This window comes from Methylomonas sp. MS20 (assembly GCF_050275925.1).
Taxonomy (GTDB): Bacteria; Pseudomonadota; Gammaproteobacteria; order Methylococcales; family Methylomonadaceae; genus Methylomonas; species Methylomonas koyamae_A.
Genome location: NZ_CP189962.1, coordinates 1,799,856 through 1,820,381 on the forward strand (window position 1 = coordinate 1,799,856; position 20,526 = coordinate 1,820,381).

26 protein-coding genes and 1 pseudogene are annotated in these 20,526 nt (G+C 55.1%); 11 read left to right on the forward strand and 16 right to left on the reverse strand.

What is annotated here, in order from left to right:
- Positions 1-45 precede the first annotated feature (45 nt).
- Positions 46-1,134, reverse strand: coding sequence for a lactonase family protein (locus tag ACQE3D_RS07795; RefSeq protein WP_427551523.1), 1,089 nt, complete (start codon positions 1,132-1,134; stop codon positions 46-48).
- A gap of 158 nt (positions 1,135-1,292) precedes the next feature.
- Between ACQE3D_RS07795 and ACQE3D_RS07800 the strand changes: the two genes are divergently transcribed.
- Both ACQE3D_RS07800 and ACQE3D_RS07805 read left to right on the forward strand, forming a co-directional pair.
- Positions 1,293-1,415, forward strand: coding sequence for a hypothetical protein (locus tag ACQE3D_RS07800; protein WP_427551525.1), 123 nt, complete (start codon positions 1,293-1,295; stop codon positions 1,413-1,415).
- A gap of 34 nt (positions 1,416-1,449) precedes the next feature.
- The gene (locus ACQE3D_RS07805; protein WP_168033091.1) at positions 1,450-1,608 is read left to right on the forward strand and encodes an LPXTG cell wall anchor domain-containing protein; all 159 of its coding nucleotides are present in this window, start codon (positions 1,450-1,452) and stop codon (positions 1,606-1,608) included.
- 142 nt (positions 1,609-1,750) lie between these two features.
- Here the strand turns inward: ACQE3D_RS07805 and ACQE3D_RS07810 are convergent, their stop codons facing one another.
- The 8 genes from ACQE3D_RS07810 to ACQE3D_RS07845 all read right to left on the reverse strand — a co-directional run bounded on the left by ACQE3D_RS07810 (position 1,751) and on the right by ACQE3D_RS07845 (position 6,710).
- On the reverse strand, positions 1,751-1,963 hold the full coding sequence (locus tag ACQE3D_RS07810) for a hypothetical protein (RefSeq protein ID WP_082885714.1): 213 nt from the start codon (positions 1,961-1,963) through the stop codon (positions 1,751-1,753).
- Positions 1,964-2,162: 199 nt separating this feature from the next.
- Positions 2,163-2,771 carry a sulfite oxidase heme-binding subunit YedZ gene (locus ACQE3D_RS07815; RefSeq protein ID WP_427551527.1) on the reverse strand — a complete coding sequence of 203 codons (609 nt, stop codon included), beginning with the start codon at positions 2,769-2,771 and terminating at the stop codon, positions 2,163-2,165.
- A 4-nt stretch (positions 2,772-2,775) separates the two neighbouring features.
- On the reverse strand, positions 2,776-3,693 hold the full coding sequence (gene msrP / locus ACQE3D_RS07820; RefSeq protein ID WP_427551529.1) for a protein-methionine-sulfoxide reductase catalytic subunit MsrP: 918 nt from the start codon (positions 3,691-3,693) through the stop codon (positions 2,776-2,778).
- Positions 3,694-3,704: 11 nt separating this feature from the next.
- Positions 3,705-4,316, reverse strand: coding sequence for a cytochrome P460 family protein (locus ACQE3D_RS07825; RefSeq protein ID WP_313728453.1), 612 nt, complete (start codon positions 4,314-4,316; stop codon positions 3,705-3,707).
- Positions 4,313-4,780, reverse strand: a complete 468-nt coding sequence (locus ACQE3D_RS07830) for a DoxX family protein (protein WP_427551531.1) — start codon at positions 4,778-4,780, stop codon at positions 4,313-4,315. Before ACQE3D_RS07830 ends, ACQE3D_RS07825 begins: the two co-directional genes overlap by 4 nt.
- 12 nt (positions 4,781-4,792) lie before the next feature.
- Entirely contained in the window at positions 4,793-5,563 is a 771-nt protein-coding gene (locus tag ACQE3D_RS07835; protein ID WP_064031500.1) for a DNA-binding domain-containing protein, read from the reverse strand.
- Positions 5,547-6,428 carry a DUF692 domain-containing protein gene (locus ACQE3D_RS07840; RefSeq protein WP_427551532.1) on the reverse strand — a complete coding sequence of 294 codons (882 nt, stop codon included), beginning with the start codon at positions 6,426-6,428 and terminating at the stop codon, positions 5,547-5,549. Before ACQE3D_RS07840 ends, ACQE3D_RS07835 begins: the two co-directional genes overlap by 17 nt.
- A gap of 9 nt (positions 6,429-6,437) precedes the next feature.
- Entirely contained in the window at positions 6,438-6,710 is a 273-nt protein-coding gene (locus ACQE3D_RS07845; RefSeq protein WP_064031498.1) for a BufA1 family periplasmic bufferin-type metallophore, read from the reverse strand.
- 551 nt (positions 6,711-7,261) lie between these two features.
- On the opposite strand from ACQE3D_RS07845, the gene ACQE3D_RS07850 reads away from it, so the two are divergent.
- Entirely contained in the window at positions 7,262-7,903 is a 642-nt protein-coding gene (locus tag ACQE3D_RS07850; protein ID WP_064031497.1) for a hypothetical protein, read from the forward strand.
- Between the two features lie 402 nt (positions 7,904-8,305).
- Here the strand turns inward: ACQE3D_RS07850 and ACQE3D_RS07855 are convergent, their stop codons facing one another.
- The 3 genes from ACQE3D_RS07855 to ACQE3D_RS07865 all read right to left on the reverse strand — a co-directional run bounded on the left by ACQE3D_RS07855 (position 8,306) and on the right by ACQE3D_RS07865 (position 13,169).
- Positions 8,306-11,662 carry a hypothetical protein gene (locus tag ACQE3D_RS07855; RefSeq protein ID WP_427551533.1) on the reverse strand — a complete coding sequence of 1,119 codons (3,357 nt, stop codon included), beginning with the start codon at positions 11,660-11,662 and terminating at the stop codon, positions 8,306-8,308.
- A gap of 386 nt (positions 11,663-12,048) precedes the next feature.
- Positions 12,049-12,561, reverse strand: coding sequence for a hypothetical protein (locus ACQE3D_RS07860; RefSeq protein ID WP_427551534.1), 513 nt, complete (start codon positions 12,559-12,561; stop codon positions 12,049-12,051).
- A 275-nt stretch (positions 12,562-12,836) separates the two neighbouring features.
- A complete protein-coding gene (locus ACQE3D_RS07865; protein WP_071160369.1) occupies positions 12,837-13,169 on the reverse strand; it encodes a phage integrase N-terminal SAM-like domain-containing protein in 333 nt (110 codons plus the stop codon).
- Positions 13,170-13,295: 126 nt separating this feature from the next.
- Here ACQE3D_RS07865 and ACQE3D_RS07870 point away from each other — a divergent pair, with 126 nt between their 5' ends.
- From ACQE3D_RS07870 to ACQE3D_RS07880, 3 genes are all read left to right on the forward strand, one after another.
- Positions 13,296-13,598: a hypothetical protein gene (locus tag ACQE3D_RS07870; RefSeq protein ID WP_071160371.1), complete on the forward strand. Its 303-nt coding sequence runs from the start codon at positions 13,296-13,298 to the stop codon at positions 13,596-13,598.
- 462 nt (positions 13,599-14,060) lie between these two features.
- Positions 14,061-14,444 (forward strand): hypothetical protein, encoded by a 384-nt coding sequence (locus ACQE3D_RS07875; protein ID WP_071158574.1) that lies wholly within the window; start codon positions 14,061-14,063, stop codon positions 14,442-14,444.
- A gap of 88 nt (positions 14,445-14,532) precedes the next feature.
- On the forward strand, positions 14,533-14,829 hold the full coding sequence (locus tag ACQE3D_RS07880) for a DUF7660 family protein (RefSeq protein ID WP_071159982.1): 297 nt from the start codon (positions 14,533-14,535) through the stop codon (positions 14,827-14,829).
- On the opposite strand, the gene ACQE3D_RS07885 is transcribed toward ACQE3D_RS07880, so the two are convergent.
- Positions 14,820-15,338 carry a hypothetical protein gene (locus tag ACQE3D_RS07885; RefSeq protein WP_139306320.1) on the reverse strand — a complete coding sequence of 173 codons (519 nt, stop codon included), beginning with the start codon at positions 15,336-15,338 and terminating at the stop codon, positions 14,820-14,822. The genes ACQE3D_RS07880 and ACQE3D_RS07885 overlap by 10 nt on opposite strands.
- A gap of 119 nt (positions 15,339-15,457) precedes the next feature.
- On the opposite strand from ACQE3D_RS07885, the gene ACQE3D_RS07890 reads away from it, so the two are divergent.
- The 5 genes from ACQE3D_RS07890 (at position 15,458) to ACQE3D_RS07910 (ending at position 18,012) form a co-directional block, all read left to right on the forward strand.
- Positions 15,458-15,808 carry a hypothetical protein gene (locus tag ACQE3D_RS07890; protein WP_139306321.1) on the forward strand — a complete coding sequence of 117 codons (351 nt, stop codon included), beginning with the start codon at positions 15,458-15,460 and terminating at the stop codon, positions 15,806-15,808.
- A 117-nt stretch (positions 15,809-15,925) separates the two neighbouring features.
- Positions 15,926-16,423: an AAA family ATPase gene (locus tag ACQE3D_RS07895; protein ID WP_064031101.1), complete on the forward strand. Its 498-nt coding sequence runs from the start codon at positions 15,926-15,928 to the stop codon at positions 16,421-16,423.
- A gap of 123 nt (positions 16,424-16,546) precedes the next feature.
- On the forward strand, positions 16,547-17,092 hold the full coding sequence (locus ACQE3D_RS07900; RefSeq protein WP_071159978.1) for a DUF6817 domain-containing protein: 546 nt from the start codon (positions 16,547-16,549) through the stop codon (positions 17,090-17,092).
- Between the two features lie 98 nt (positions 17,093-17,190).
- Entirely contained in the window at positions 17,191-17,481 is a 291-nt protein-coding gene (locus tag ACQE3D_RS07905) for a DUF1330 domain-containing protein (RefSeq protein ID WP_064031099.1), read from the forward strand.
- Positions 17,482-17,583: 102 nt separating this feature from the next.
- Complete coding sequence (locus tag ACQE3D_RS07910; protein ID WP_071159980.1) at positions 17,584-18,012, forward strand: hypothetical protein; 429 nt, start codon at positions 17,584-17,586, stop codon at positions 18,010-18,012.
- A gap of 83 nt (positions 18,013-18,095) precedes the next feature.
- Here the strand turns inward: ACQE3D_RS07910 and tnpC are convergent.
- From tnpC to ACQE3D_RS07925, 3 genes and pseudogenes are all read right to left on the reverse strand, one after another.
- Positions 18,096-19,676, reverse strand: a pseudogene (gene tnpC / locus ACQE3D_RS07915) (IS66 family transposase).
- Positions 19,677-19,707: 31 nt separating this feature from the next.
- A complete protein-coding gene (tnpB, locus tag ACQE3D_RS07920) occupies positions 19,708-20,058 on the reverse strand; it encodes an IS66 family insertion sequence element accessory protein TnpB (RefSeq protein WP_427551536.1) in 351 nt (116 codons plus the stop codon).
- Positions 20,034-20,441, reverse strand: coding sequence for a transposase (locus ACQE3D_RS07925; protein WP_231883784.1), 408 nt, complete (start codon positions 20,439-20,441; stop codon positions 20,034-20,036). The genes tnpB and ACQE3D_RS07925 overlap by 25 nt, the downstream gene beginning before the upstream one ends.
- Positions 20,442-20,526: the final 85 nt, after the last annotated feature.

Consider the following 20,526-nt stretch of genomic DNA (forward strand, 5'->3'; position numbering starts at 1 on the left):
AAGGAAAGCCGGCCGCGCGGCGCAAACCGAGCGGCCGGCTTCGATTTAGCGGACCACCAAGCCGGTAACGCCGGCCGGTAAGGTGTTCAAATGGGTCACGGATTGCAATTCGCCGTCCGCGCCGATTCGATATACGCCTATGCTGTGGTCGCCGTTACTCAAGCTGTACAGCCGGCCGCCGTCGTAGGACACCGCCAAATCGTTGGGGCGGCTTTCTTCGGCGGCGCGGGCTTGCAGCAATTCCAACTGGCCGTGGCGGCCTATCGCAAACGATGCAATCGAGCCGGCCGGCGTATTCGCGGTGAACGCAAGTTTACCGTTCGGCGTGGTTGCCAGCCAGCAAGCGGCGGTTTGTTCCACGGCGACCGCGCCGTCCAGCAATTGCAAGCTACCGTCTTCGTGTAAGCGGTAGGCCGACACGGTAGCGCCGTTGGCCGCGCCGCCCTGCGCCTCGGAAACGAAGAATTGGTTGTGCTTGCCGAAGGCAAAACCGAACGGCGTGTTGCCGGCCGAGGCCAAGCTGTGCTTCTCGTCCGGCAAGCCGCGATTATCCAGGGTAAAACTGACAATTTTGTTACCGGCTTTCTCGGTCACCACCAGCGCGTCGCCGTCGCGGTCGAAACTGATCTGCGCCGGCCCGCTAGCGTCGTCGCCCAGTTTACGGTAAGACTGTTCCAGCGGATAGAGTCGGCCGCTACGCGCATCGAATCGGTAACCGAAAATCGAATCGTCGCCGGCGTTGACCACGTAAACCCGGTCGTGGGCGACGGTCAGGCTAACCGGCGTCACGCCGGGTTCGGCGGCGCGGTGCACCAATTCCAGGCCGTTGTCGCGCACTCTAAACACCGATACGTCATTACTGCCGGCGTTGATCGCGAACAGAAAACGCTGGTTTTCGCTGAAGGCCAACGCGCCTTGATTACCCAAGCCGGCACCGGTGCCGGCGCCGCCGGTTGCGTAACTGCCGGCCGGTTGCATTTTGCCGGCGGCGTTCAAACGGAAGGCGAGTACCGAGTTACTCGCGGCGTTCGACAGCGTGTAAGCGGTTTCCCGGTATGTCTCGGGCCAGGCCTGAGCGGTTAGCGGTAATAATAACGGTATGGCGGCGGCCAGCGTCTTAAGGGTGTTGTTCATGTAGACCTCGAAATTAAATGGAAGGGAATACCCCTCAATGGGGCGAAACGAATATTGCGCCCCAGCCGGTCACCGAATCCTCACGACGAAATCAAATCTTTGTCACTTGCTCGCTAGGCCATTTCAGGCAACCGGACCCGGTCGTTTCGGCGGCTGACATGCCCGCCGCTGATCGCGGCCAGCCGTTACGGGGCGGCGTGGCGATGAACCACACCCTGGACATCGAGGAATCGTGCGGTACGCTGGGTTTGGATTCGCGGTGCCGGTCAACGGCGCCGTAGAAGCGGATTTTCTGAAATTTGCGGGGAGAGAACGATGGGACCGTATTACCGTGGAACGTCGCAAGGCGTCGGCAATTTTTTCGAGTTGTTTTACCAGCATCCGGTGCTGATGCTTTTGGTCGTCGCGGCTAGCGCGGCGGCGGGATATTTTGTCTGGAAGCGGAAGAAACACAGCCAAGCTAGCGACGGCTGACAAGTTGAGGCGCCGGTGTTTTAGGATAGGCGCTTGCGTAGCGGCGATAACAAGCCCTTGGAATGCCCGAAGGCGTCGATTTCAACGGTGGCGAGCCATCGATTGAAACCAACGCGTTCGCGACGGGATTAACGTCTAGCGATCAAGCGGCCTTCGCGGTGGCGGCCGGCAGGCAATGTGGGCACGGTGTGACCATTTTCAAAAACTCGCTGGCTTTTTTGGCGGCGCTAGTCGGGTTCGAAATGGCCCCCAGGTAACGCAAAGTGTCTTTTGCAGGTAATGCCGTGCATTCGGCTCTGTGCAGAAAGCGTTCGCCAGTGTCTTGCGCGTTTAGTTCAACGTAAAATTCAGCCATGGTAAGTACCTCATTGTTCCGGTTAATAAGGATAAGGAGAACGGCCCGAAAAACGGACGGTTTGGTGATGGCGCTTGTGTCGGGCCTCGCACATTAGTGACGGGTAATGTGGAGGAAACGATACAAAAACCGGCCGAATCGCCCGTTTTTCGTGCTCGATTGGCTGTTCGCAAGTTCTGTTCCAGCAATTTTTATGTGGTTACTTGTCGCTGTGTAGTAAACGCGACAGTCGAACGATCAGCAACAGACCGAGAATTGCCGCGAACGTCAGCGGGCGCGTCAGGTCTTTTTTGACCAACCAGATAAAATGCGCCACGCCGCCGCAAGCCGCAACGTAAACCCAGCGGTGCAAGGATTGCCAGCGTTTGCCGCCCAGCCTGCGGACCATCGCGTTGGTCGATGTCGCGGCCAAGGCCAGCAGAATTAAAAACACCGAAAAGCCGACCGTGATGTAGGGGCGCTTGAACACGTCCTCGGCAATCGCCGGCCAGTCGAAGAATTGGTCCAGCACCAGATATGTCAAGACATGCAGCAGCGCGTAAAAGAACGCGAACAAGCCCAGCATGCGCCGCAAGCGCAACCACCAGGACCAGCCGGTCAACAGCCGCATCGGCGTCGCGGACAATGTGACCAACAAAAAAGTCAATGCCCAGTAACCGGTCAGGTGAGTGACTTTTTCGATCGGATTGGCGCCTAGGCTATCTGTATAGGCGGCATGACCCAGCTTTGCCAACGGCAACAAGGCCACCGTGAACAGCGTGACTTTCAGCAACGCGATGCGTTTCGAACTTGGGTTTTTCCAGCTCATCGCGTCAAAAATTCTCCCGCAGGTCCATGCCGCTGTATAGCCCGGCGACTTGCTCGGCATAGCCGTTGAAGGGCAGGGTCTTGCGCTTTAAAAATTCGCCGAGCCGGCGTTCCTTGGCCTGGCTCCAGCGCGGATGATCGACGTCCGGGTTGACGTTAGCGTAAAAGCCGTATTCGCTGGGCCCGGCCTTCATCCAACTGGTCAGCGGCGGCTTTTCCACCAAGCGAATTTTGACGATGGATTTCGCGCTCTTAAAGCCGTATTTCCAAGGGACGACCACCCGAATCGGCGCGCCGTTCTGCTTGGGCAGTAGTTCGCCGTACAGGCCGAAGGTCAGCAAGGTTAACGGGTGCATGGCTTCGTCGATGCGCAGGCCTTCGCGGTAAGGCCAATCCAGTACCGGATATTTTTGCCCTGGCATTTGCGCCGTATCGTGCAGACTGACGAATTCAACGTATTTGGCGTTGCCGGTCGGCTCCACCCGTTTCAGTAATTCGGCCAGCGAATATCCCAGCCACGGCACCACCATCGACCAGGCTTCCACGCAGCGCAGCCGATAAATCCGTTCTTCCTGCGGCGCCAATTTCAGTAACTCGGCTATGTCGAAAACTTTGGGCTTGCGGACCTCGCCCTCGACCGCGACGGTCCAGGGCCGGATATTCAGGCTCGCGGCCCGAGCCGCCGGGTCGTCCTTGCTGGTGCCGAATTCGTAAAAATTGTTGTATTCGGTGACCGACTTATAAGGCGTCAATTCTTCGTCCAATTTATAGGCCGACGCCTTCACGTCTGGCCACTTCTCGCCGGCCCACGACAGACTAGGCCACATCGCGGCCAGCAGCGCGCCGCCGGCGCCGCGCATAAAGTCGCGGCGGGCTTCGAACACGGCCTTGGGGGTAATTTCGGAAGGTTTGATCGGCATCATGCGGGGCGCTCCTATTTATGGGCGGATTCGGGTGATCGCTGGGTAGAGCCTGGACCGGCGGTTTCGGTTCCTGGCGCCGACAGCGTCGGGTAAGCTTGCAGATAGACGCCGTCGGTGGCCTTGGCCGGCAAATGGCAGTTTTGGCAGGATACCTGGTAACCTTGCGAAATGTTGGCTTGCGGGCTTTTGGCATCGAACAAGGCCCAACCCCAGCCGTCGGCCCAATCCCGGTGGCCCGGAAAACGCCGTTTGGCATCCTTGACCATGACAAAGCGAAGCTTGATCGCGCTGGCATAGTCGGCTTGGCCGGTACTCAAGGCTTGGCGGCCGATCGCGCGGATCTCCTTGACCAGCACCGTACCGTCCGGAAAACGGCCGCCGCGACGAAATTCGGCCGCTGCATCGGCTTGGGTGTAGACGTCGTGGAATCCGTATCCGGGGGCCTGCGGATCGGACACCAGCCAAGATCCCAAATGCACCCAGCGGCCGCGAACATCGTCCGGCGCGCGGATCGTGCCGTTGGCTGAAACCAGCGTGGTGAAGGTGTCGGCGATGCCGTCGCCGGCCAACGCCGTAGCGCTGGCGGCCAACAGGACGAACCCGATTGCGCCGTGTGATCTCATGTTGCCTCCCGCCGAGTCAGCCGCCGCCAAGCGTCCACCGACCAAGCGCCGGGGCCGCGCGCCGCCAGCGACAACAATACCAAACCCCAGGCCAAATGCTGTTCCAGCCCGGCCGGCCCCAAATCCGGGTAGGACAACACCGCCGCGGCGTTGAACAAGGCCAACAGCGTCGCCGTTACCCGGCCGTAACAACCCAAAACCAAGCATACCGGTAACACCAATTCGACGGCGGTCGCCAGGTAGGCGGCCCAGTCCGGCGCCAGCAGCGGCACCCGGTATTCGTATTCGAACAAATACAGAGTGCCGGCCCAACTGGCCAATTTTTGTTGGCCGGATACCCAGAATGCGTGGGCCAGCCAAAGCCTCAGCGCGAAATCGCTTGCGGCGGCGGTCCGGTTGGTCAGGGTCTCGAATATCGCCGGTTTCGGCGTCTTGGTGGTTGGATGAAAATAGATACTGTGCATCGCAAATCTCTGTCAACGGATAAAAAAGCCGGTTAGCAAACCCATGCGCAACCAGCGCGGTAGATAAAGGTCTAGCGGCGGCGCGGTGGTTTCGCCGCTTGGCCGGTCCATCGCCTGACTCAGCGTCAATCCGGCCGCCAACGCGGACAGCAGCCGGAACTCGCCGCGTTCGATTTCGCTGGCGTTCACCTCGAAACCGTTGCGATGCACCACGACATGGCTGGCACCTTCGGCCAGCGAAATCGGCGTGGCGGCGTCGGCGTCCGGCAAATTGGCTTGCCAGATCGCGAAAACCGGGTAAGGCGACGCCAACAAACGCAACGACGGATGGAAGCGCAGACGCAGCGCCGGATAAAGGCTGGCCGGCACCGCCGCCAGGCCGCGCGCGTCTAGCAGCGCGGCGTCGGCGGCGTGATAGGCGCCGTGCCAGTACCATTCCAGGCGGGCGACGTCGGCTAGATAGTCCAGCCCGTGGGTCGGCGGAAAATCGGTCAAAAAATCGGCCAGCGCCTCGCCGTAATGCAGCAAGGCTGCTTGCGCCGGCGGATGAGCTTCGATGAAAAACCGCGCCAGATAATTGAAAAATTGCTCGCCGACCAGGCGTTCGACGACCGGATATACCTCGCGCAAGGCTTGGGTCAGGCCCAGGCGAGTATTGTTGCGATATAGCGCCAAGCGTTTTTCGGCGGCGATTTCGCCGCCGACGATAGCCGCCGGCACCCGTTCGGCCAGGCCGAACGCGTAGTCCGCCATGTCTTGTTGCAAATCACGCAATGCATGCATCGTTGGTCTCCAATAACTCGTCGGCCTTGGCGGCCTCGTTTAGCAACACCGGCCAGGCCGGCAAATCCGCATCCCATTCGATTAAGGTCGGCCGCCGGCCGAAGCGTTGCAACACTTGCCGGAACAGTTGCCAGACCGATGCCGCCACCGGACCGGCGTGGGTGTCCAGCAGCAGGCTCGCGGTATCGATAGTACGCAACGCATGGCCGGCCAGATGCAATTCGCCTACCCGCTCGCCGTCCAACTCGGCCAGATAATCGGCCGCGTTCCAATGCAGGTTGTGGCTGGACACGTACAGATTATTGACGTCCAACAGAATTCCGCAGCCGCTACGCCGGGCCAGTTCGTTCAAAAACCCGCTTTCGCTGTAGTCGGCTTCCCGGTATTGCAGATAGCCGGCCGGGTTTTCGATCAGCAGCGTCCGTCCCAGAAAATCCTGTACCCGGTTCAGCCGGTCGCACAGGTGGTGCAGCGTGGCTTCGGTATAAGGCAGCGGCAGCAAGTCGTTCAGATAGCGGCCGCCTTGCGAACTCCAACTCAAATGTTCCGAGACCAGACCGGGCTCGACGCGGCCGATCAAATGCTTGAGTTGGCGTAAATGCTCGCTGTCCAGCGGGTCTGTCGAACCCAGAGACAGACCGACGCCGTGTAGACTGATCGGCAACGCGTCTCGCAAGGTTTCCAGGTAGCGCAGCGGCGGACCGCCGGCGCCGAAATAGTTTTCGCTGTGGACTTCCAGCCAGCCGACCGGCACCGGGCCGGCCAAGGCGTCGCCGTGATGGGTCGAACGCAGGCCGACTCCGGCGCAAGCCGGAATCGGCGCGGCGACCCGCCGCGAAAGTTGTGAGGATCGTGGCGTCGTCATCGCGGCGGCTTACATGCCGGGCATCTGGGTTTGGCCGCCGACGATGCGTTCGCAAGTGCCGGCCGGCACGGCGATGAAGGCGTCTTTTTGGCCGTCGCTGGTGGAATGGCCGGCGCAGGCGTTGGACAAGGTTTTGCAATCGTTCTTGCCGGCCTTGGCTACGCCGTAGCATTTCTCCATGTCCATCTTGTCGGCGGCCACCGCCGTGCTTTGCGCGCCGATCGCGGCCAAGGCTAACAACGAGGCGACGGCGCTGGTAATGATAGTGTTCGAGTTTTTCATGGTGGTATCTCCAATTAAGTGGTTTGGTTTGAGTGATGTCGGCGGCGCTCGCCGCGACGTATTAGGTATTACAAACGCCGTGCCAACTGGAGGTTGTCGAAAATAACCAAACGAATTCAATCTATTAGCGGATATTCGGCCGCAATCAACCGCTGCAACGACACCCCTATGCCCGCCACTATTCGCGGCGGCCGCCAATAGTGGTGGGTTGGGGCGCGAGCCGGGCATCGAGAAAATGTGTTGGAGCGGCTTTAGCCGCGATTGACAGCCTTCCGACACCGGATTGGGCGCGGCATCCGGCGACTTTCATAGTAAAAGCCACCAGTTGTTTAGGCATTTCAATGGATTATCCGGCGGGTAAGCGTAACGGACGAAGGTCTGCCGCCGAATCGCAACCTACAATAGCTCGCGGAGCCGGCGAGCGCGGGCTATCGATTAAGCCGAACTCGATGGCGTGCGTCTTGGGCTGCCGGCGGCGCAAAAGACTCTATACTTTGGGCGAGCTCCGCTCGACGCTGTTGCCCCGATAAAAATTCTAAACGAGACGCCCCATGCCAAACATCAATAGCGGTATTGCCTTCGATACCATCAAAACCTTAGCTAAAAGTTACGGAAAAGCCACGCCGCAAATGGTCAGCACCAACTTCAACGCGATGCCGATTGCGGTCTTTAACAATAATTTACTGAAATACGATCCGTTGGAGAACGTCGCGCAGATTACTTCGGACAAAAAGGTGGTTTCTCTGTTGCGAGAAACCAATGCGGGGGTAAAAACGCCGATTCGGTTTCTAAAATGGGGTCAAAATTGTTGCACGGGCATGGAACTCGATCCGGGCGCGCGCGTTGTGATCAGCGGTCCGTTCTCGGGCTGTTCCTTTTTGATCGCGAAGGATATGCACAGCGGCCGGACCGTGATGCTGCATTCCAACGACAACACCAATCAAGGGGCGATGAATCGAGCCAACACCCTGGCGACTCAAATGGCCAGGGCCAATCAGTATCTGCAAGTGTTTCATAACGGTGTTCAGCCGCTGTACCACTGCAGCTACGAGGAAATGGGCATGGTGCCCAGTTGGATTATCGCGGTTGACGAACACGGCGATAGCCGCAGTTGGTTGATTTACTGCGTGAATTTGCTGGCGAGTCAACGGGGTGAAAGCGTGTTTCAATTGGGCGGGTGTTTCGTATTATGAAGTGCCACGGCCATCGACAGGCTTAATTTGGCGGGTCGGATTAAACCCTCGGAGTTCGCCGACTGAAAGCGGATTTGGCGAATTCTACTTTGTCGGATTTGTTCAAGGCCGTCATGCCCGCCGGGAAGCGGGCATCCAATGTCATGGATGGTTGGCTTAAATCCGTCCATGGCGTTTGGATTCGCTCCGCGCTCTAACCGGTCCGGCAATCCATGCCGGGATGACGATGTTGATTTCCTAATCGGACAAAGCGGAACTAATATAGCCCTGCCAAATCCGTCGGGTTTCAACGCGCCGGCACGGGTAGATTGGGTGCCTCAACGCAAGGGTCTCGATCGATCTAGCGGAGCGCGGCTGGCGGCGTTGCCAGGTCGGCGGGTGCTCCATCGGTTCGGCGGGCGCTTAATATTGGCTCAACGTCCAGTATTCCGACAGTTGTTGAAACAACACCAGTAGCGCGCCGGTGCCGCCGAAGGCTTGCAGCAAGGGCCATTCGTACCAGGGCCGGAAGGCGCCCTCGCGCAGGGCGCGGGCGCTTTCGATCTCGGATTCGATCCGATCGATTTCCGCGCTCGTCGCGTTACCTGAGTGTCGCAATTCCCTTACCTTAAAGCTCCATTGCTCGATCGCTCGGCGCCGGGTGGTTCTGGCGCCGCGCTGCAACAGCCATTCCGCCGAAAACGCATAGATAAACATCAAGATAAACACCGCGCGCAGGCCCCAGGGCAAATTCCAGTCGTCGATGGCCGGATTGCGCGCCAGCACCATCAATCCAATCACCGCGACCGGCCCCCAGATCAACGGCTGCATGGCCTTGGTCAGCTCCTTGACCAACTGGATTTTCAACCATTCCGAAACGCAGAGTTGAGCGACCGCGTTGGCTTGGGCATGCTCGATGGCCCGCCGGTTCCAGCCATCGCTCTGTTGGGTGAGATTGGCGATCAAGCGTTCGCACAGCCGCGCGTGCTCGACGACCCACATGGTCAGCATCACGGTGGACAGAACCGACAGCAGCAACAAGGCGGCATTCACCGCGACCACCGAGGTACCGCGCGCCGGAATATTAGGAAGTTGCCCGAAGCGCATCGTAATGCCGGCGACGACGATGAAGGCCAGGCTATGGATCAATACCCGGAGCAGGTTGCCGGGAATGCCCAGTTTGGTGTTGTCCAGATAACCTAGATAGTGTTGCCAGAGCCGGGCGGTGGCTGCCGCAGGCGTGGCGAGTTTGCGCTGGATCGCGTCCGCGCCAAGTCGGATGCCGATCGCGCACGCGGAATTCATGACTAACAGGGTCAAGCCGACAAAGCTCAAGATGCTCAGGCCAAGGTATAGCTTAGTTTGCAGCGGCAGCGCCATCGGGGTTTGCGGCACGCAGGTTTGGGAATAGTAGTAAATCAACCACGCAAGCGTCGCGATCAGCAACAGATCTTTCACCAGCCAGTCGGAGAACGGCGGCACGCGTTGAGTCAACATTCGCCGGAGCGTATCCCAGCGGCCGGGTTGGGTGCGATTTTCCGTCACCTCCCAACTACCGACAAACATCAGCTTGCATTCCTTGATCGACGCATCGGCATGGTTCGGCAAACCGAACGTTTCGGAAATGGTTACGCGCATTTGGGCTAGCCGGCGTTGTCCCCAGCAAAAAAAGGCCACAGCAACCAGGTAGGAAACCAAGCGCAGGCCCTCGGTCGGCCAGATGCTGGCGCCTTCCAGCCAGTAAAACGGTTCGGCCATCGGGCTGGCAAGATATTCGTTAAAAACCACAAAAATGCCCAGCGCCGATAACGCCACCGCCGTGGCGATGCAGGCCGTGAGTCCGCTGTCTAAAACCCGGCAAACGGCCGACAATGCCCATTTGCGAATTTGCCAACTGACCAGACAGGCCATGCAGATCAGGCTAAGGCTTAAAAACAGCAGGTTTTTGAATTCAAAACTGAAGCGGCTCGATTTGACGGCCGGTTGAATCCCTTGATCCGTTTGCTCCCAGTTCGGCCACATGCAGTGCTCGGGATTGGGCGAAAGGCCGCGCGAGTGATCGCAGCGCGGCACCGCCAACGGAATCGGCCGGCTACGGCCGATTTCGAACAGCGTGGGTATGATGGGCTTGATGTTAAGCGGTGGAGGAGTGACCGCCAGCTGCGTGGACAGGAACAGCGCGGTCTGATAATTGTCGCGAAACGGCGGGATGCTGCCTTGCCACTGGTCGTCAAGATATAGGCCGTAGGGCGCCGCTACCAACAAATTATGGGTTTGCAGCCATTTGCTCGGATGATTGTAAATGGCGTCCAAATCGGTGGTAAAAAACAAGGTATGCGGGAAGTACTGGCGCAAGGCTTGTAAGATCATCAGCTTGTCGTAAACATCCGATCCCAGAATGCCGATCGCGGCAATCCCGCCGTCGGGGCTGCTCTGGATCAGGCACGCGTCCAGTTCGGCGATATTGCCGGCCAGTCGCCGCAGATAGTCTTTTTGGCTTTGACCTTCGGGCGTTTCGATGTTGGCGTTTTCCGCGGGTTTGTCCTTGTTCGCGCCGGATGCCTTGGCATCCGCGCTCTTATCGCCGGATTTCGGCAATTTGCCGTCCAGGCCGCGCATATAGCTGTAGCTATGCACGGTTTTCTGACCGCATTGGCTGCCGGGAGGCGTCGTCTTGGGTTTGGACGGCCAGGTTTTCACAAAGGTATCGCGCATCGCGCGGCCGTAGAAGGTATCCCACTCCGACAAGATGACGATATGCGCATTGGCGCTGATTCGCCGCAACGATAATTCGCTGACCAAGGCCTTCATCAACTCGTCATCGCCAGACGTGGTGCGCAGCAAGCGGATGCCCTTGTCGCTGAATAGCGTTTCCAGACAATGCTCGTTTTGGTTGTTGCATAGATTGCTCAATTCGAAGTCGGCGGCGGTGGCCGCCGCCGCGTAAAAACCGATGTCGAGTCTGCAATCGGCGGCATCGCCAAGTTTGGGCGATGTAGGGCAGGGGGGATGCGCGAAGGACGGGTTTTCGATTTCCGCCAGCATCGTGCGTAAAGTCGCCGAACTGTTAGGGCCGATCACCCGATAGCTGACCTGGTCTCGATCGGGCATGACCAGTTTCAGCAAGCGGTTGATTTTGGCGAACGGGGTTTCGGTCAGGCTGGCTTCATCCAGCCATAGCACCAGGATCGGCGATTTCTCATTTCCGTCGCGCGGCAACCACCATTCGAACGGGACTCGTTTTTGCAAATCGTCTTGGTCCGGCTCGAAGGCGCCGATGTGCTGTTCGTCGCTTGGTATCCAGTCTTGATTCGCCAATCCGGACAGCACGGCATAGCGTCGGCGCATGCGCTGCTCGGCTTCTTCGGGATAGGGTCCTCCAGGCAAGGTAACCGCCATCACCGTGATGGCCTGATTCGAATGTTTCAGCGCATTCGGAACGATGGATTTCTTTTCAACCGATGGTGGCGGAGTCGGTGACGGGCGAACTTCAACACTGGCCGGACGGCCGTCCAGAAACAGCGTTAACGATTTCGCCTCGGCGGCGGGCTTGTTGGCCGCGTTGGCGGCATTTTCGACAGTGGAAAACGGATCTTGCCAAAGCCGGGCGTCGATATTCTGCAACGACGGATGGCTGGATTTCAGCGGGTCGGCCGAAGGCCGTTCGTCCTGATAGGGCAGGGAATGGCCGATCAACAAACTCGCCAACATGGTCACGATTAATGCAATCGGCAACGGCGAACCGTAGCCGCCGCTTTCGGGTTTTCTATCCTCCGCCATAGTTTTTTCCCGCCGTTTAAACACCTTCGGCATGCTGGCGCAGTTTGGCGGTCTTTGGCAATAGCGCATTTGTGCCGGTACAAACGTACTGGGTCGGCATGATCGATGCGTTGCCAACTTCGCAAACTTCATAGCCTTGCGCACAAGTAAATTAGAGTCGCGCGCAAGCTTATTTGGCTTGCGGGCAAGGTTTTTTTCGTTGCGCGCAAGCCAAATAAGCGTGTGGTTGGAGTTTAATGCCTTGCGCTCAAGGCTTTAAGGCTTACGCCCATAGAAAATTGCCTTGCCCGCAAAGTCATTTACCTTGCGGGCAAGGCTTGGAACCTTGCGAGTGGTGCGAATAAGCTTGCGGGGGTAGCGGCAAAGCTTGCGAGCCTTGCCTTTATCTATTCCGCTATGGGCTGGAGCTTGGTTGGTGTGCCGGAAGGCCGAGCCGGGCGGCTGACCATCTTGTTTAGCCGACAGGCTGGCCGGCTTAGGTTTTTGGCCTGCCGCAGCGTTTCCAATCCTGCGCCTTTACCGGCGATTTTCAACGAGGCATAAGCATCCAGACTAAAACTATAAATATCGCAGCCCAGCGCCATGTCGGTATCTTCGGCTCTGCTCAATAAATCGCGCAGCCGATGCAGGCGAGGGCGGAGTCTATCGAGCGTCGCCAGATCGGCTTCCGCCGAGGCGGTATCCAGACCGGGCGGAATGGCCGACGTATTTTGGCTGGACACCGTCAGCGTCTGACGGCAGAACGCTTCGGTTTTATCGCCCATCTTGGGGATGGCGCGACGTTCTTCCGGGGTTAAGACCAGAAAGCCGGCGAAGCGGTCTTCCAATGTCTTCAGGGCGGCGTCTATATCCGCGAGATCGTTGTCGGAAAGGCTTAAAGAAATCAGATGTTGGTTCATGTCGGGCTCCTTTGGGCATAGCTGATACGGCGGACGATGGGGCAGTCCGCATATGAAAAGCGTAGGCTAAATTCAGAAACACGCGCTACATTGTTTACTAGAACGCTAACAGGCGTTGGATGGCATCCGAGTGCCAAGCGCTGGCTGGCAACTGGCGTTATTCGAACAGGACTATAGGCAAGGGATGCGAGCTAACCGGCGTTCTTTGTTACGGAGCCTGCGATTGGTGAAATCCGGCGGCGGTGCCGACTAAAATGGGCTTATAAACCGTTGAATTAGACCGCCGATGACCGGCGAAGCTCGACCATGCCATCCAACCAAGGCCATTGCACCGCTAGCACGTCGCGATACAAAAACAGAATGGCCGACAAAGCCTGATTTTGCGTGGAACTGGAGACATGCCGCTCGGTTGCCAGATAGGTCAAGAACCGTTCGACTTCGGCCGCGCCCATCTTCGTCGGATGACGCTTGGCGTTAAACAAAATAAATTGCTTAATCCAGGACACGTCGGTATCCTCGGTACTCAGGCCGTAGTGCTTGAAACGAATTTTATCGCGTACCTGATCCAGTCGTTTTTTTGGCGGTGCCGATGTCGTATTTGTTTCCATAACGTGTCCCGTTTGCCCGAGCGAATTCTTTCACAAACAATAACTTGCCATCATGAAAAAAGGATTATACGACATTATGCCCTGGATTATAGGACAAGCGATGTCGTATACATTACGTTATGTGTCATGATAGCTGAAGTCCATATTTTTTTGGCAAAAGCCACTTCGTCAGATGTAGAACGCTTTCCTACTGGTCAGCGTCACGCAATGCATATCTACGTACGGCAGTCGCTTGGCTCTGCTCACGACTGGGAGGCGGCAGAACTCGTGGCGCTAAATTGCGGGTGGTCTCAGGTTGAGATATTAAAAGCTGGAACTTTGCCCTTTGATACAGCGGAGCGAAAGGGAGAGCCTGAACGCTCCTGCTATTTGTCCGCACTTGAAAAAGGCGATGCCATTTTGGTCTATTGCACACCGGAGCAAGCATGATCACACATAACACGTCGCTCAAAGGGACGCTCCGCTTCGCTACGCGCCCGTTAGCTTAGCGTTATAAAGCAGGGCCTGAAGATATATGGATGGGATACAACTTCTAATCAATGTAATAAATAAACTTCCACCGTATAAACTAGCGGCGCTTGTAGTAGCCTTCTCCGTTTGGATGTTTGGACTCAGATTTTTAATCAAAAAACACAGTCAACGGCTTGAATCTGAAAACAAGGAATTCACAGAAAATATTCAACTACACCTAGTGAACGCCAAAGAGTGGCTTGTTTTCACAGTGTTTTTAATTACAGGATTCGGATTATTAGTATTTGCCGCAAATTTGTAAATTGCCTTATAACAACCACATCAACATGGAAAAAATAAAGCTACGTTCGCTATAGCTCACTCCTCTTTATTTTTCCTGTTATGTGGAGCGTTATGCAGTCAACCAATATGGAGCCACGAATGGGGCGTAATACGACGAATTGGATAAAGTTCTGGGGAATCCTTGCGATGCTTCTGGCCGGTACTGTCCTAGCGAAGTCGTCCAATTCTCCGAGCTACGTTACAGGAAAAGCCAAGAAACTATATAGCGTAATCTTTGGTATTGTGGTGGAGGTCAATGGGTCTGTTCGTTCAGTGCGGGTTGCCCGCGTCACTGATCCAATATCTGGCGGCGTAGCTCCAGTTGATGTGTCTGTTCCACCAGTATATGTAGATGCGGCTAAGAAATTTATCCTTGATAAGGGGTATTCACCGAAACTCGATAATGGCAAGCCGGTTGAGTTCTATACCTATTTCTTTTACGACCCAGCAAATCCTAACGTGTTGATAACCGAAACAAAGTAACAATCAATGCATAACTTATCATTCCAGCCGACCGCTTTCCGCTACGCTTCAAGCATCGGCTGAATTCTACGTTATGTGGCACAACACCATGGCAACTGACCTCTTTCAGCTAGCAGACACCGTGCATGACGAAAAGACATTCCTTGCCTTCGTTGAGGCCCTGCACGCTGACTGGGAAGATGAAAATGAAAAAGAGCGTAAAACTCCAAGCCCTCCGTTTAGCTCAGGAGCAAACGGATGGGAAAACGGAAGTGTGGGTGCCTTTCTGGATGCTGCGGCAAGTTGGGGAAAGGCATCAAGTCAAGGGCTTTCCACATACACAAAACCAGAAAACCCTTGGCGTCGGGCGGCACACATTCTTCATGCCGGAAAGTTTTATGAGTAAAGTGCCACATAACACGTCGTTCGTGCCGACGCCCGAGACAACGCGCCAAGTTTCCTGGCGTTTCCGTGGCGGGCGCGGCACAACTCAGCGTTAGGCGGTTCATCGTGGTCAGAAATAAAACTTCTAGTTCTCTTATCAAATGCGCTAACTGCGGCCATATGCTGGAAGTCTCTGTATGTCGCTCGTATCCCAAGGAGGACACGCCGAAAGAGAACATCCATCGTTTCTTCGCTCCACTGGATACGTTTGGAAGTTTCGGTTGCTACATTTGCGGTCATTTCACATGGAACGACAGAACCGAACGTGGCATCAGTGAATAATTCTGGACTTTCATTTAATAGTGTCCAATATGCTAAAGCTAATTCAGCATATTCCCTTGATTTTTCATTAAATCCAAATTCTTTTTTCTTAAAAGCAGATTCTAATGCAGCTGCAACACCAAAACTCTTAAAAATTTCCGGTATTTCATCAGGCGGTGTAAGTGGTATACCAATATTTATTTTTTCCATTTTTTATACCTTTTATGGTTTAAACAAATGCCTAACGAATAAGGTTAGATTGTGTGAGCAACGCGAACCACAATTCGCGCTCCGGCTGCCACTTACCTCTACGTTAGGAATTACCTAGCATGAAAATTATTTGGCCCAATGATAAAGAAGAGGAAAAGCCCCTTTCTATAATTGGGCGAATCATCCTGGTTTTGGTGGGCTTATGTGTTGCAGCTCCAATTATTTTTGGAGGTGCGTTATTTACTGCATTTGCGGGAACAATACATAGTGCGCCGAATTGGTATTTTCTATATCTTGGCATCACTCAAGCAATTCCACTTATTGTTGCTACCGTATCTTGGATTGCTATATTGATGACTATTCATACCAATATTTACAAAAGCAGATGGTCTGTTGCTCTTCTTTGTTCATTTTTGATTTATGGAGCTAGTTTTGTTGCGTTGGCTAGTGGCATTGTCCTTTCAAAATAAATTTAGCGAGTTCTTGACTGCGTCCCTAACCATCGCATCAACATGGAAAAAATAAAGCTACGCTCGTTCCTCACTTCGCTTCATTTTTCCAGTTATGCTTATCGTTAAGGAGTTGATGTGCCTAAGAAGGGGACTTTGATATTTTTCTGCGGAAAAATGGGGGCTGGAAAATCCACTTTCTCAAAGAAAATTTCCGCAGAACGTAATGCCGTCCTCATTTCCGAGGACGAATGGCTTGAGGCCCTTTATCCAAACCAGATTTCAGCATTCGAAGACTATTTAAAATACTCTGGCCAAATGAAGCCGTTGGTAAAGTCACACGTGGCAGGCATTCTAAAAGTAGGCACTAATGTAGTCATGGACTTTCCTGCAAATACTCTGAACCAGCGCCAATGGTTCCGAGACCTGATTTCCGAGGCTGGTTGTCCCCATGAACTCATTTACCTTAAGGCAAGTGACTCACTATGCATCACCCAAATCGCGCAGCGACGCGCCGAACAGCCATCCCGAGCCACATTTGACACAGAGGAAACATTCCAATTTGTTACAAAGTACTTTCAGGAGCCCCAGCTAAATGAAGGTTTCAATACAACTGTCGTGGCGAAAGACGCATAACCAGGCGTTGCAGTGGATGCCCACGCTCCCCCGATTTTGCGCAATGTGCTACGCACATTTTATTGCGCAAAACCGGCTCCGCTCCGGTCACCACTGAACTTGGCGTTATGCATCGGAAGCCAAATGATCGATCACGTGATTTTTGAAAGATTGCGAGACCTTGGCGCTGGGGAGTTTGAGCATTTGAATGGAACCCTACTCAGTCATCTGATAGGAACCCACGATTTGTTACATCGTTGGGGAGCAAATGAAGTTCTATGCAAGGCGGGTCTCTATCATGCCGTGTATGGAACTGATGGCTATGATGGGAAATTACTTGCCCTAAATGAGCGCTTTCAAATACAGAAGTTGGTCGGCTCGGAATCTGAAGAGGTTATTTATATGTATTGTGCTTGTGATAGAGACTTCTTCTGGCCCCAGTTCGGGATGGTTAAGAATCCAGTTTTTCGAAACAGATTTTCTTGCGAAGAATATGTGCTAGCGAATGATGCGCTCAAGAAATTCTGCGAATTGACAGCTGCCAATGAATTAGAGATTGCTGGCGGAAGCACTCAATTTATTGACCAATATGGGGCTGGCTTACGGTCTCTTTTTATGCGAATGAAACCATATTTAAGCAACCCAGCTTACGATTTTTTCATACAGACACTAGGTGAAGCAAATGGATAATACGTCGCTCAAAGGGACGCTCCCCTTAGCTACGCGCCCCTTAGCTTGGCGTTATACATCAATAGACATTAGGACTTGAGTTTAGAGAGAACCAAAGAATGAATGCGTACCTGATATTGGATTTATCAATCAACAATTTTGAGAGCTTTCGAGAATATATCGAAAAAATACCTCTATTTATAAAAAAGCATGGTGGTAGATATATCGTGCAAGGAGTGGAGCCTGAGGTAATGGAAGGTGACTGGTGCCCGGAACGTGTTGTAATTCTTGAGTTCCCCTCAAAAGAAAACGCAAAGGAATTTTTAGGGGATACTGAGGCTCAACCGTTATTCTCAATACGACATAAATCTACAACCAGTAAGCTAATCCTAGCTGAGGGATGTTCTTAAACTATGCCGCAAAATGTATAACATGGCGCTCAAGCGGGACGGTCGCAATCGCGCCAGCCCCTTAGCTTTACGTTGGGCCACTATCTCTGATCGGACTTTTCCATGAAACTGTTTCCGCTACTCGTCGGCGGTGTTGTCGCTGGACTCATAATTGTTGCCGGTGAGGCAGTCCTGAATTTGGTCGTTCTCGCTGACGAATGGGTCTATCTGTTCTCGCGCTTTTCCCTTCCTCAACCAACCCCACTCGTCGCAGCACAGGGACTACTTAAGCTGCTTCTCCTTGGCATCTTTTCTGTCTGGCTGGCGGCTACTCTTAAGTCTGCGTTTCCTAACCCCTGTCGTGCGGGTGTCGTATCGGGCCTTTGCGTTTGGTTTCTGGTCTGGGCCTGGGTACAGTGGGGAATGTTGCTCGCCGGTTACGTTACGACATACGTTGCTGCAATTACGGTCGCGTGGGGTTTTGTCGAATTGCCTTTTGCTATATGGGCAGGCACATGGGTGCACTGGCGACTAAACGGCGGGTTGCGGTGAAAGTGCTTTCGTGTGTTTTGTAAGCGATCTTTGAAGGACGCACTAGAACTGAAACGGACAATGACTTAACCGTTGGCGTGCGATTAGTCCGTTAGGGCGTCGAGATTCCAAGGCAACAGCGCTTCGAACTCTTCGACAGTTTTTGCGGTGGGAAGCTTTCGGAACAGATCGACCAGATAGGTGTAAGGGTCGACGCTATTGGCCTTGCAGGTTTCGATCAACGAGTAAAGATTAGCGCTGGCACGGGCGCCGGCCACCGTATCGTAAAACAACCAATTGCGGCGGCCCACCACGAAGGGGCGTATGGCGTTTTCGCAGAGGTTGTTGTCGATGGGCCAAGCGCCGTTGTCGACGAAGCGGATCAGTTTGGACCACTGCGATGACAAGTAATGCAAAGCCTTGCCCAGCAAACTACCGGGGATTACCGCATGCAGATGTTGTAGCAGCAGGGCTTCGATTTTGACCAAAACCGGTCGGCTTTGCTCCTGGCGCCGCTGCCCACGCTGTTCGACGCTCAGGTCTTTCGTCTGAGTTTCAATCGCGTACAGTTCACCCATCGCCGCGATAAACTGCGTCGCCAGTTGCTCCGGGCCACGCGCGGCTTTAGGAATGGCGGCTTCGGCCTCGACAAAATAACGCCGCGCATGCGCCCAACAGCCGAGGTGAATCGCACCCCGGCTGGCGGCAATGGCGTTATACACCTCATAGCCGTCGCTCATCAGTACCGCGCCGGGTTTGATGCCTTCATACAACGGCTGCGCATGCGTTCCGCCGCGCCCCGGCGTGTAGCTGAACAGCCGAATCGGCGGTCCGGAGCCGGTCATTTGTGCCCACAGATAGCTTTTGCTTTGCGCGGCTCGGCCGGATTCTTTGAGCACTTGAACCACGGTTTCGTCGCCCAGGATCAGATCGGCATCGAGTAGATGGTCGCGCAGCAAGTTGATGATGGGTTGCACTGCGTCGCCAACCCGCACCATGCTAGCCGCCAGCGTGTTGCGCGACAGATCGCCGCCGAAACGGCTCAACAGCGCGGCTTGCCGATACAGCGGCAGGCTATCCTGGTATTTGGCGGTGACGACCCAGGCTAATGCCGTTTCGGTGAGTAAGCCTTTGGGGATGATGCGAACCGGTGCCGGCGTCACGCGAATGCTTTCATCGCAGCACGGGCAGGCCTATTTGACGCGGTGATGTTGAATGACTCGCACCTGTTGCGGCACGATGTCGAGCTGCTCGCTGATTTCAGCGCCGATTTCCACCAGACGAGTACCGTCATGCGCACAGATGCGTTCGGCTTCCGCTAATTCATGGCGCACGATCTCACGCGGCAGATGCGGATCGAGCGGTTTGCGACCGCGTTTCTGGCGGCGGTGACCGGCCACCTCGACCGCTTCGGGCGTGGCTTCCTCGGCGATTGGAGCACCGTTCGGCGCCAACACTTCGGCTTCGTTCAGGAACAGGTCGCGCTGGGCCGGATTGGCCCGCGCCTCGGATTTTGCGGCATACAGCCTATGCAGAAAGGCATCCACACGTTCTTTCAATAAATCCCGCTCGACCGTCACCAACCGCAGTTGACTCGCCAGCCGTTGCTGCTCGGCCAGCAAGGCTTGGTGGTTGGACAGCAAGGCCTGATAGTCTTCGGCAGATGGCGTGATGGCGGTCGTCATGCTGCTATTTTACTCGCTTTAAGTCATTGTTTCAGCTGGTTTTTGTATACATTCGCAGCGGATGCGGCCGCATCGCCGCCAAGTCAATACCGGCTAACAGCCAGTGCAGTTGTTCCACCGTCAGTGTGATTATCGGCGCGTCTTTCGGCCAGCAGAACCGATCCGCTTCCAGCCGCTTGAGCATCAACCAAAAACCGGTGCGGTCCCACAACAGCAGTTTGATCCGATCCCGCCGGCGATTACTGAACACGTAGATGGCCGGCTCGAACGGATTCAAGCCTAATGCCTGCTCAACCAGCAGCGCTAAACCATTGATGGCCTTGCGGCCGTCGACCGGCTCGCGGTGCAGGTAGACCTTCAATCCTGCGTCGAAACGAAACATGGCAGCTCGGCCAACGCCTTCAAAATCACCGGCAGGTCGCTCAGTGCGACAGGCTGTAACGCGAGTTTAACGCCGTTGGGCAACTCCGCACTGAGCGCTGACTCAGCCGGTTTCTCTGCGCTCAGCGACTGAACGGGCACAAAAGCCGGCAACGTTAATGGACTGTTCGGATTCGGATGTCCTGTTTCTCGGTAATGCCCCATCCACTTGCGCAGCAGATTGGCATTGATACCGTATTGCAGAGCGATCTTGGCAACCGATGTGCCCGAATGCAAGCAAACTTTCACTAGCTCCCGCTTGGCTTCCGGATCATAAAGGCAACGGCCGTCTCGCCCGTGCCCCACGATTAATGGCCGCGATAATCGCGTGTTATGCTCCTTCATAGGTGTCCACCTGATTATAAGTGGACACTATCTTCGTTCCTTTCGAGCTGTTTATACAGATGCTGTTAAAGGACCGCTTACGGAT

Excerpts from the sequence above, each read along its gene's own strand:
- ACQE3D_RS07840 (WP_427551532.1), bottom strand. The coding sequence starts at position 6,428 with ATGACGACGCCACGATCCTCACAACTTTCGCGGCGGGTCGCCGCGCCG.
- ACQE3D_RS07860 (WP_427551534.1), bottom strand. The coding sequence starts at position 12,561 with ATGAACCAACATCTGATTTCTTTAAGCCTTTCCGACAACGATCTCGCG.
- ACQE3D_RS07870 (WP_071160371.1), top strand. The coding sequence starts at position 13,296 with ATGATAGCTGAAGTCCATATTTTTTTGGCAAAAGCCACTTCGTCAGAT.
- msrP (WP_427551529.1), bottom strand. The coding sequence starts at position 3,693 with ATGATGCCGATCAAACCTTCCGAAATTACCCCCAAGGCCGTGTTCGAA.
- ACQE3D_RS07795 (WP_427551523.1), bottom strand. The coding sequence starts at position 1,134 with ATGAACAACACCCTTAAGACGCTGGCCGCCGCCATACCGTTATTATTA.
- ACQE3D_RS07825 (WP_313728453.1), bottom strand. The coding sequence starts at position 4,316 with ATGAGATCACACGGCGCAATCGGGTTCGTCCTGTTGGCCGCCAGCGCT.
- ACQE3D_RS07845 (WP_064031498.1), bottom strand. The coding sequence starts at position 6,710 with ATGAAAAACTCGAACACTATCATTACCAGCGCCGTCGCCTCGTTGTTA.
- ACQE3D_RS07890 (WP_139306321.1), top strand. The coding sequence starts at position 15,458 with ATGAAAATTATTTGGCCCAATGATAAAGAAGAGGAAAAGCCCCTTTCT.
- ACQE3D_RS07800 (WP_427551525.1), top strand. The coding sequence starts at position 1,293 with ATGCCCGCCGCTGATCGCGGCCAGCCGTTACGGGGCGGCGTGGCGATG.
- ACQE3D_RS07885 (WP_139306320.1), bottom strand. The coding sequence starts at position 15,338 with ATGGAAAAAATAAATATTGGTATACCACTTACACCGCCTGATGAAATA.
- ACQE3D_RS07835 (WP_064031500.1), bottom strand. The coding sequence starts at position 5,563 with ATGCATGCATTGCGTGATTTGCAACAAGACATGGCGGACTACGCGTTC.
- ACQE3D_RS07925 (WP_231883784.1), bottom strand. The coding sequence starts at position 20,441 with ATGAAGGAGCATAACACGCGATTATCGCGGCCATTAATCGTGGGGCAC.
- ACQE3D_RS07855 (WP_427551533.1), bottom strand. The coding sequence starts at position 11,662 with ATGGCGGAGGATAGAAAACCCGAAAGCGGCGGCTACGGTTCGCCGTTG.
- ACQE3D_RS07810 (WP_082885714.1), bottom strand. The coding sequence starts at position 1,963 with ATGGCTGAATTTTACGTTGAACTAAACGCGCAAGACACTGGCGAACGC.
- ACQE3D_RS07875 (WP_071158574.1), top strand. The coding sequence starts at position 14,061 with ATGGGGCGTAATACGACGAATTGGATAAAGTTCTGGGGAATCCTTGCG.
- ACQE3D_RS07865 (WP_071160369.1), bottom strand. The coding sequence starts at position 13,169 with ATGGAAACAAATACGACATCGGCACCGCCAAAAAAACGACTGGATCAG.
- ACQE3D_RS07880 (WP_071159982.1), top strand. The coding sequence starts at position 14,533 with ATGGCAACTGACCTCTTTCAGCTAGCAGACACCGTGCATGACGAAAAG.
- tnpB (WP_427551536.1), bottom strand. The coding sequence starts at position 20,058 with ATGTTTCGTTTCGACGCAGGATTGAAGGTCTACCTGCACCGCGAGCCG.
- ACQE3D_RS07905 (WP_064031099.1), top strand. The coding sequence starts at position 17,191 with ATGAATGCGTACCTGATATTGGATTTATCAATCAACAATTTTGAGAGC.
- ACQE3D_RS07805 (WP_168033091.1), top strand. The coding sequence starts at position 1,450 with ATGGGACCGTATTACCGTGGAACGTCGCAAGGCGTCGGCAATTTTTTC.
- ACQE3D_RS07900 (WP_071159978.1), top strand. The coding sequence starts at position 16,547 with ATGATCGATCACGTGATTTTTGAAAGATTGCGAGACCTTGGCGCTGGG.
- ACQE3D_RS07815 (WP_427551527.1), bottom strand. The coding sequence starts at position 2,771 with ATGAGCTGGAAAAACCCAAGTTCGAAACGCATCGCGTTGCTGAAAGTC.
- ACQE3D_RS07910 (WP_071159980.1), top strand. The coding sequence starts at position 17,584 with ATGAAACTGTTTCCGCTACTCGTCGGCGGTGTTGTCGCTGGACTCATA.
- ACQE3D_RS07850 (WP_064031497.1), top strand. The coding sequence starts at position 7,262 with ATGCCAAACATCAATAGCGGTATTGCCTTCGATACCATCAAAACCTTA.
- ACQE3D_RS07830 (WP_427551531.1), bottom strand. The coding sequence starts at position 4,780 with ATGCACAGTATCTATTTTCATCCAACCACCAAGACGCCGAAACCGGCG.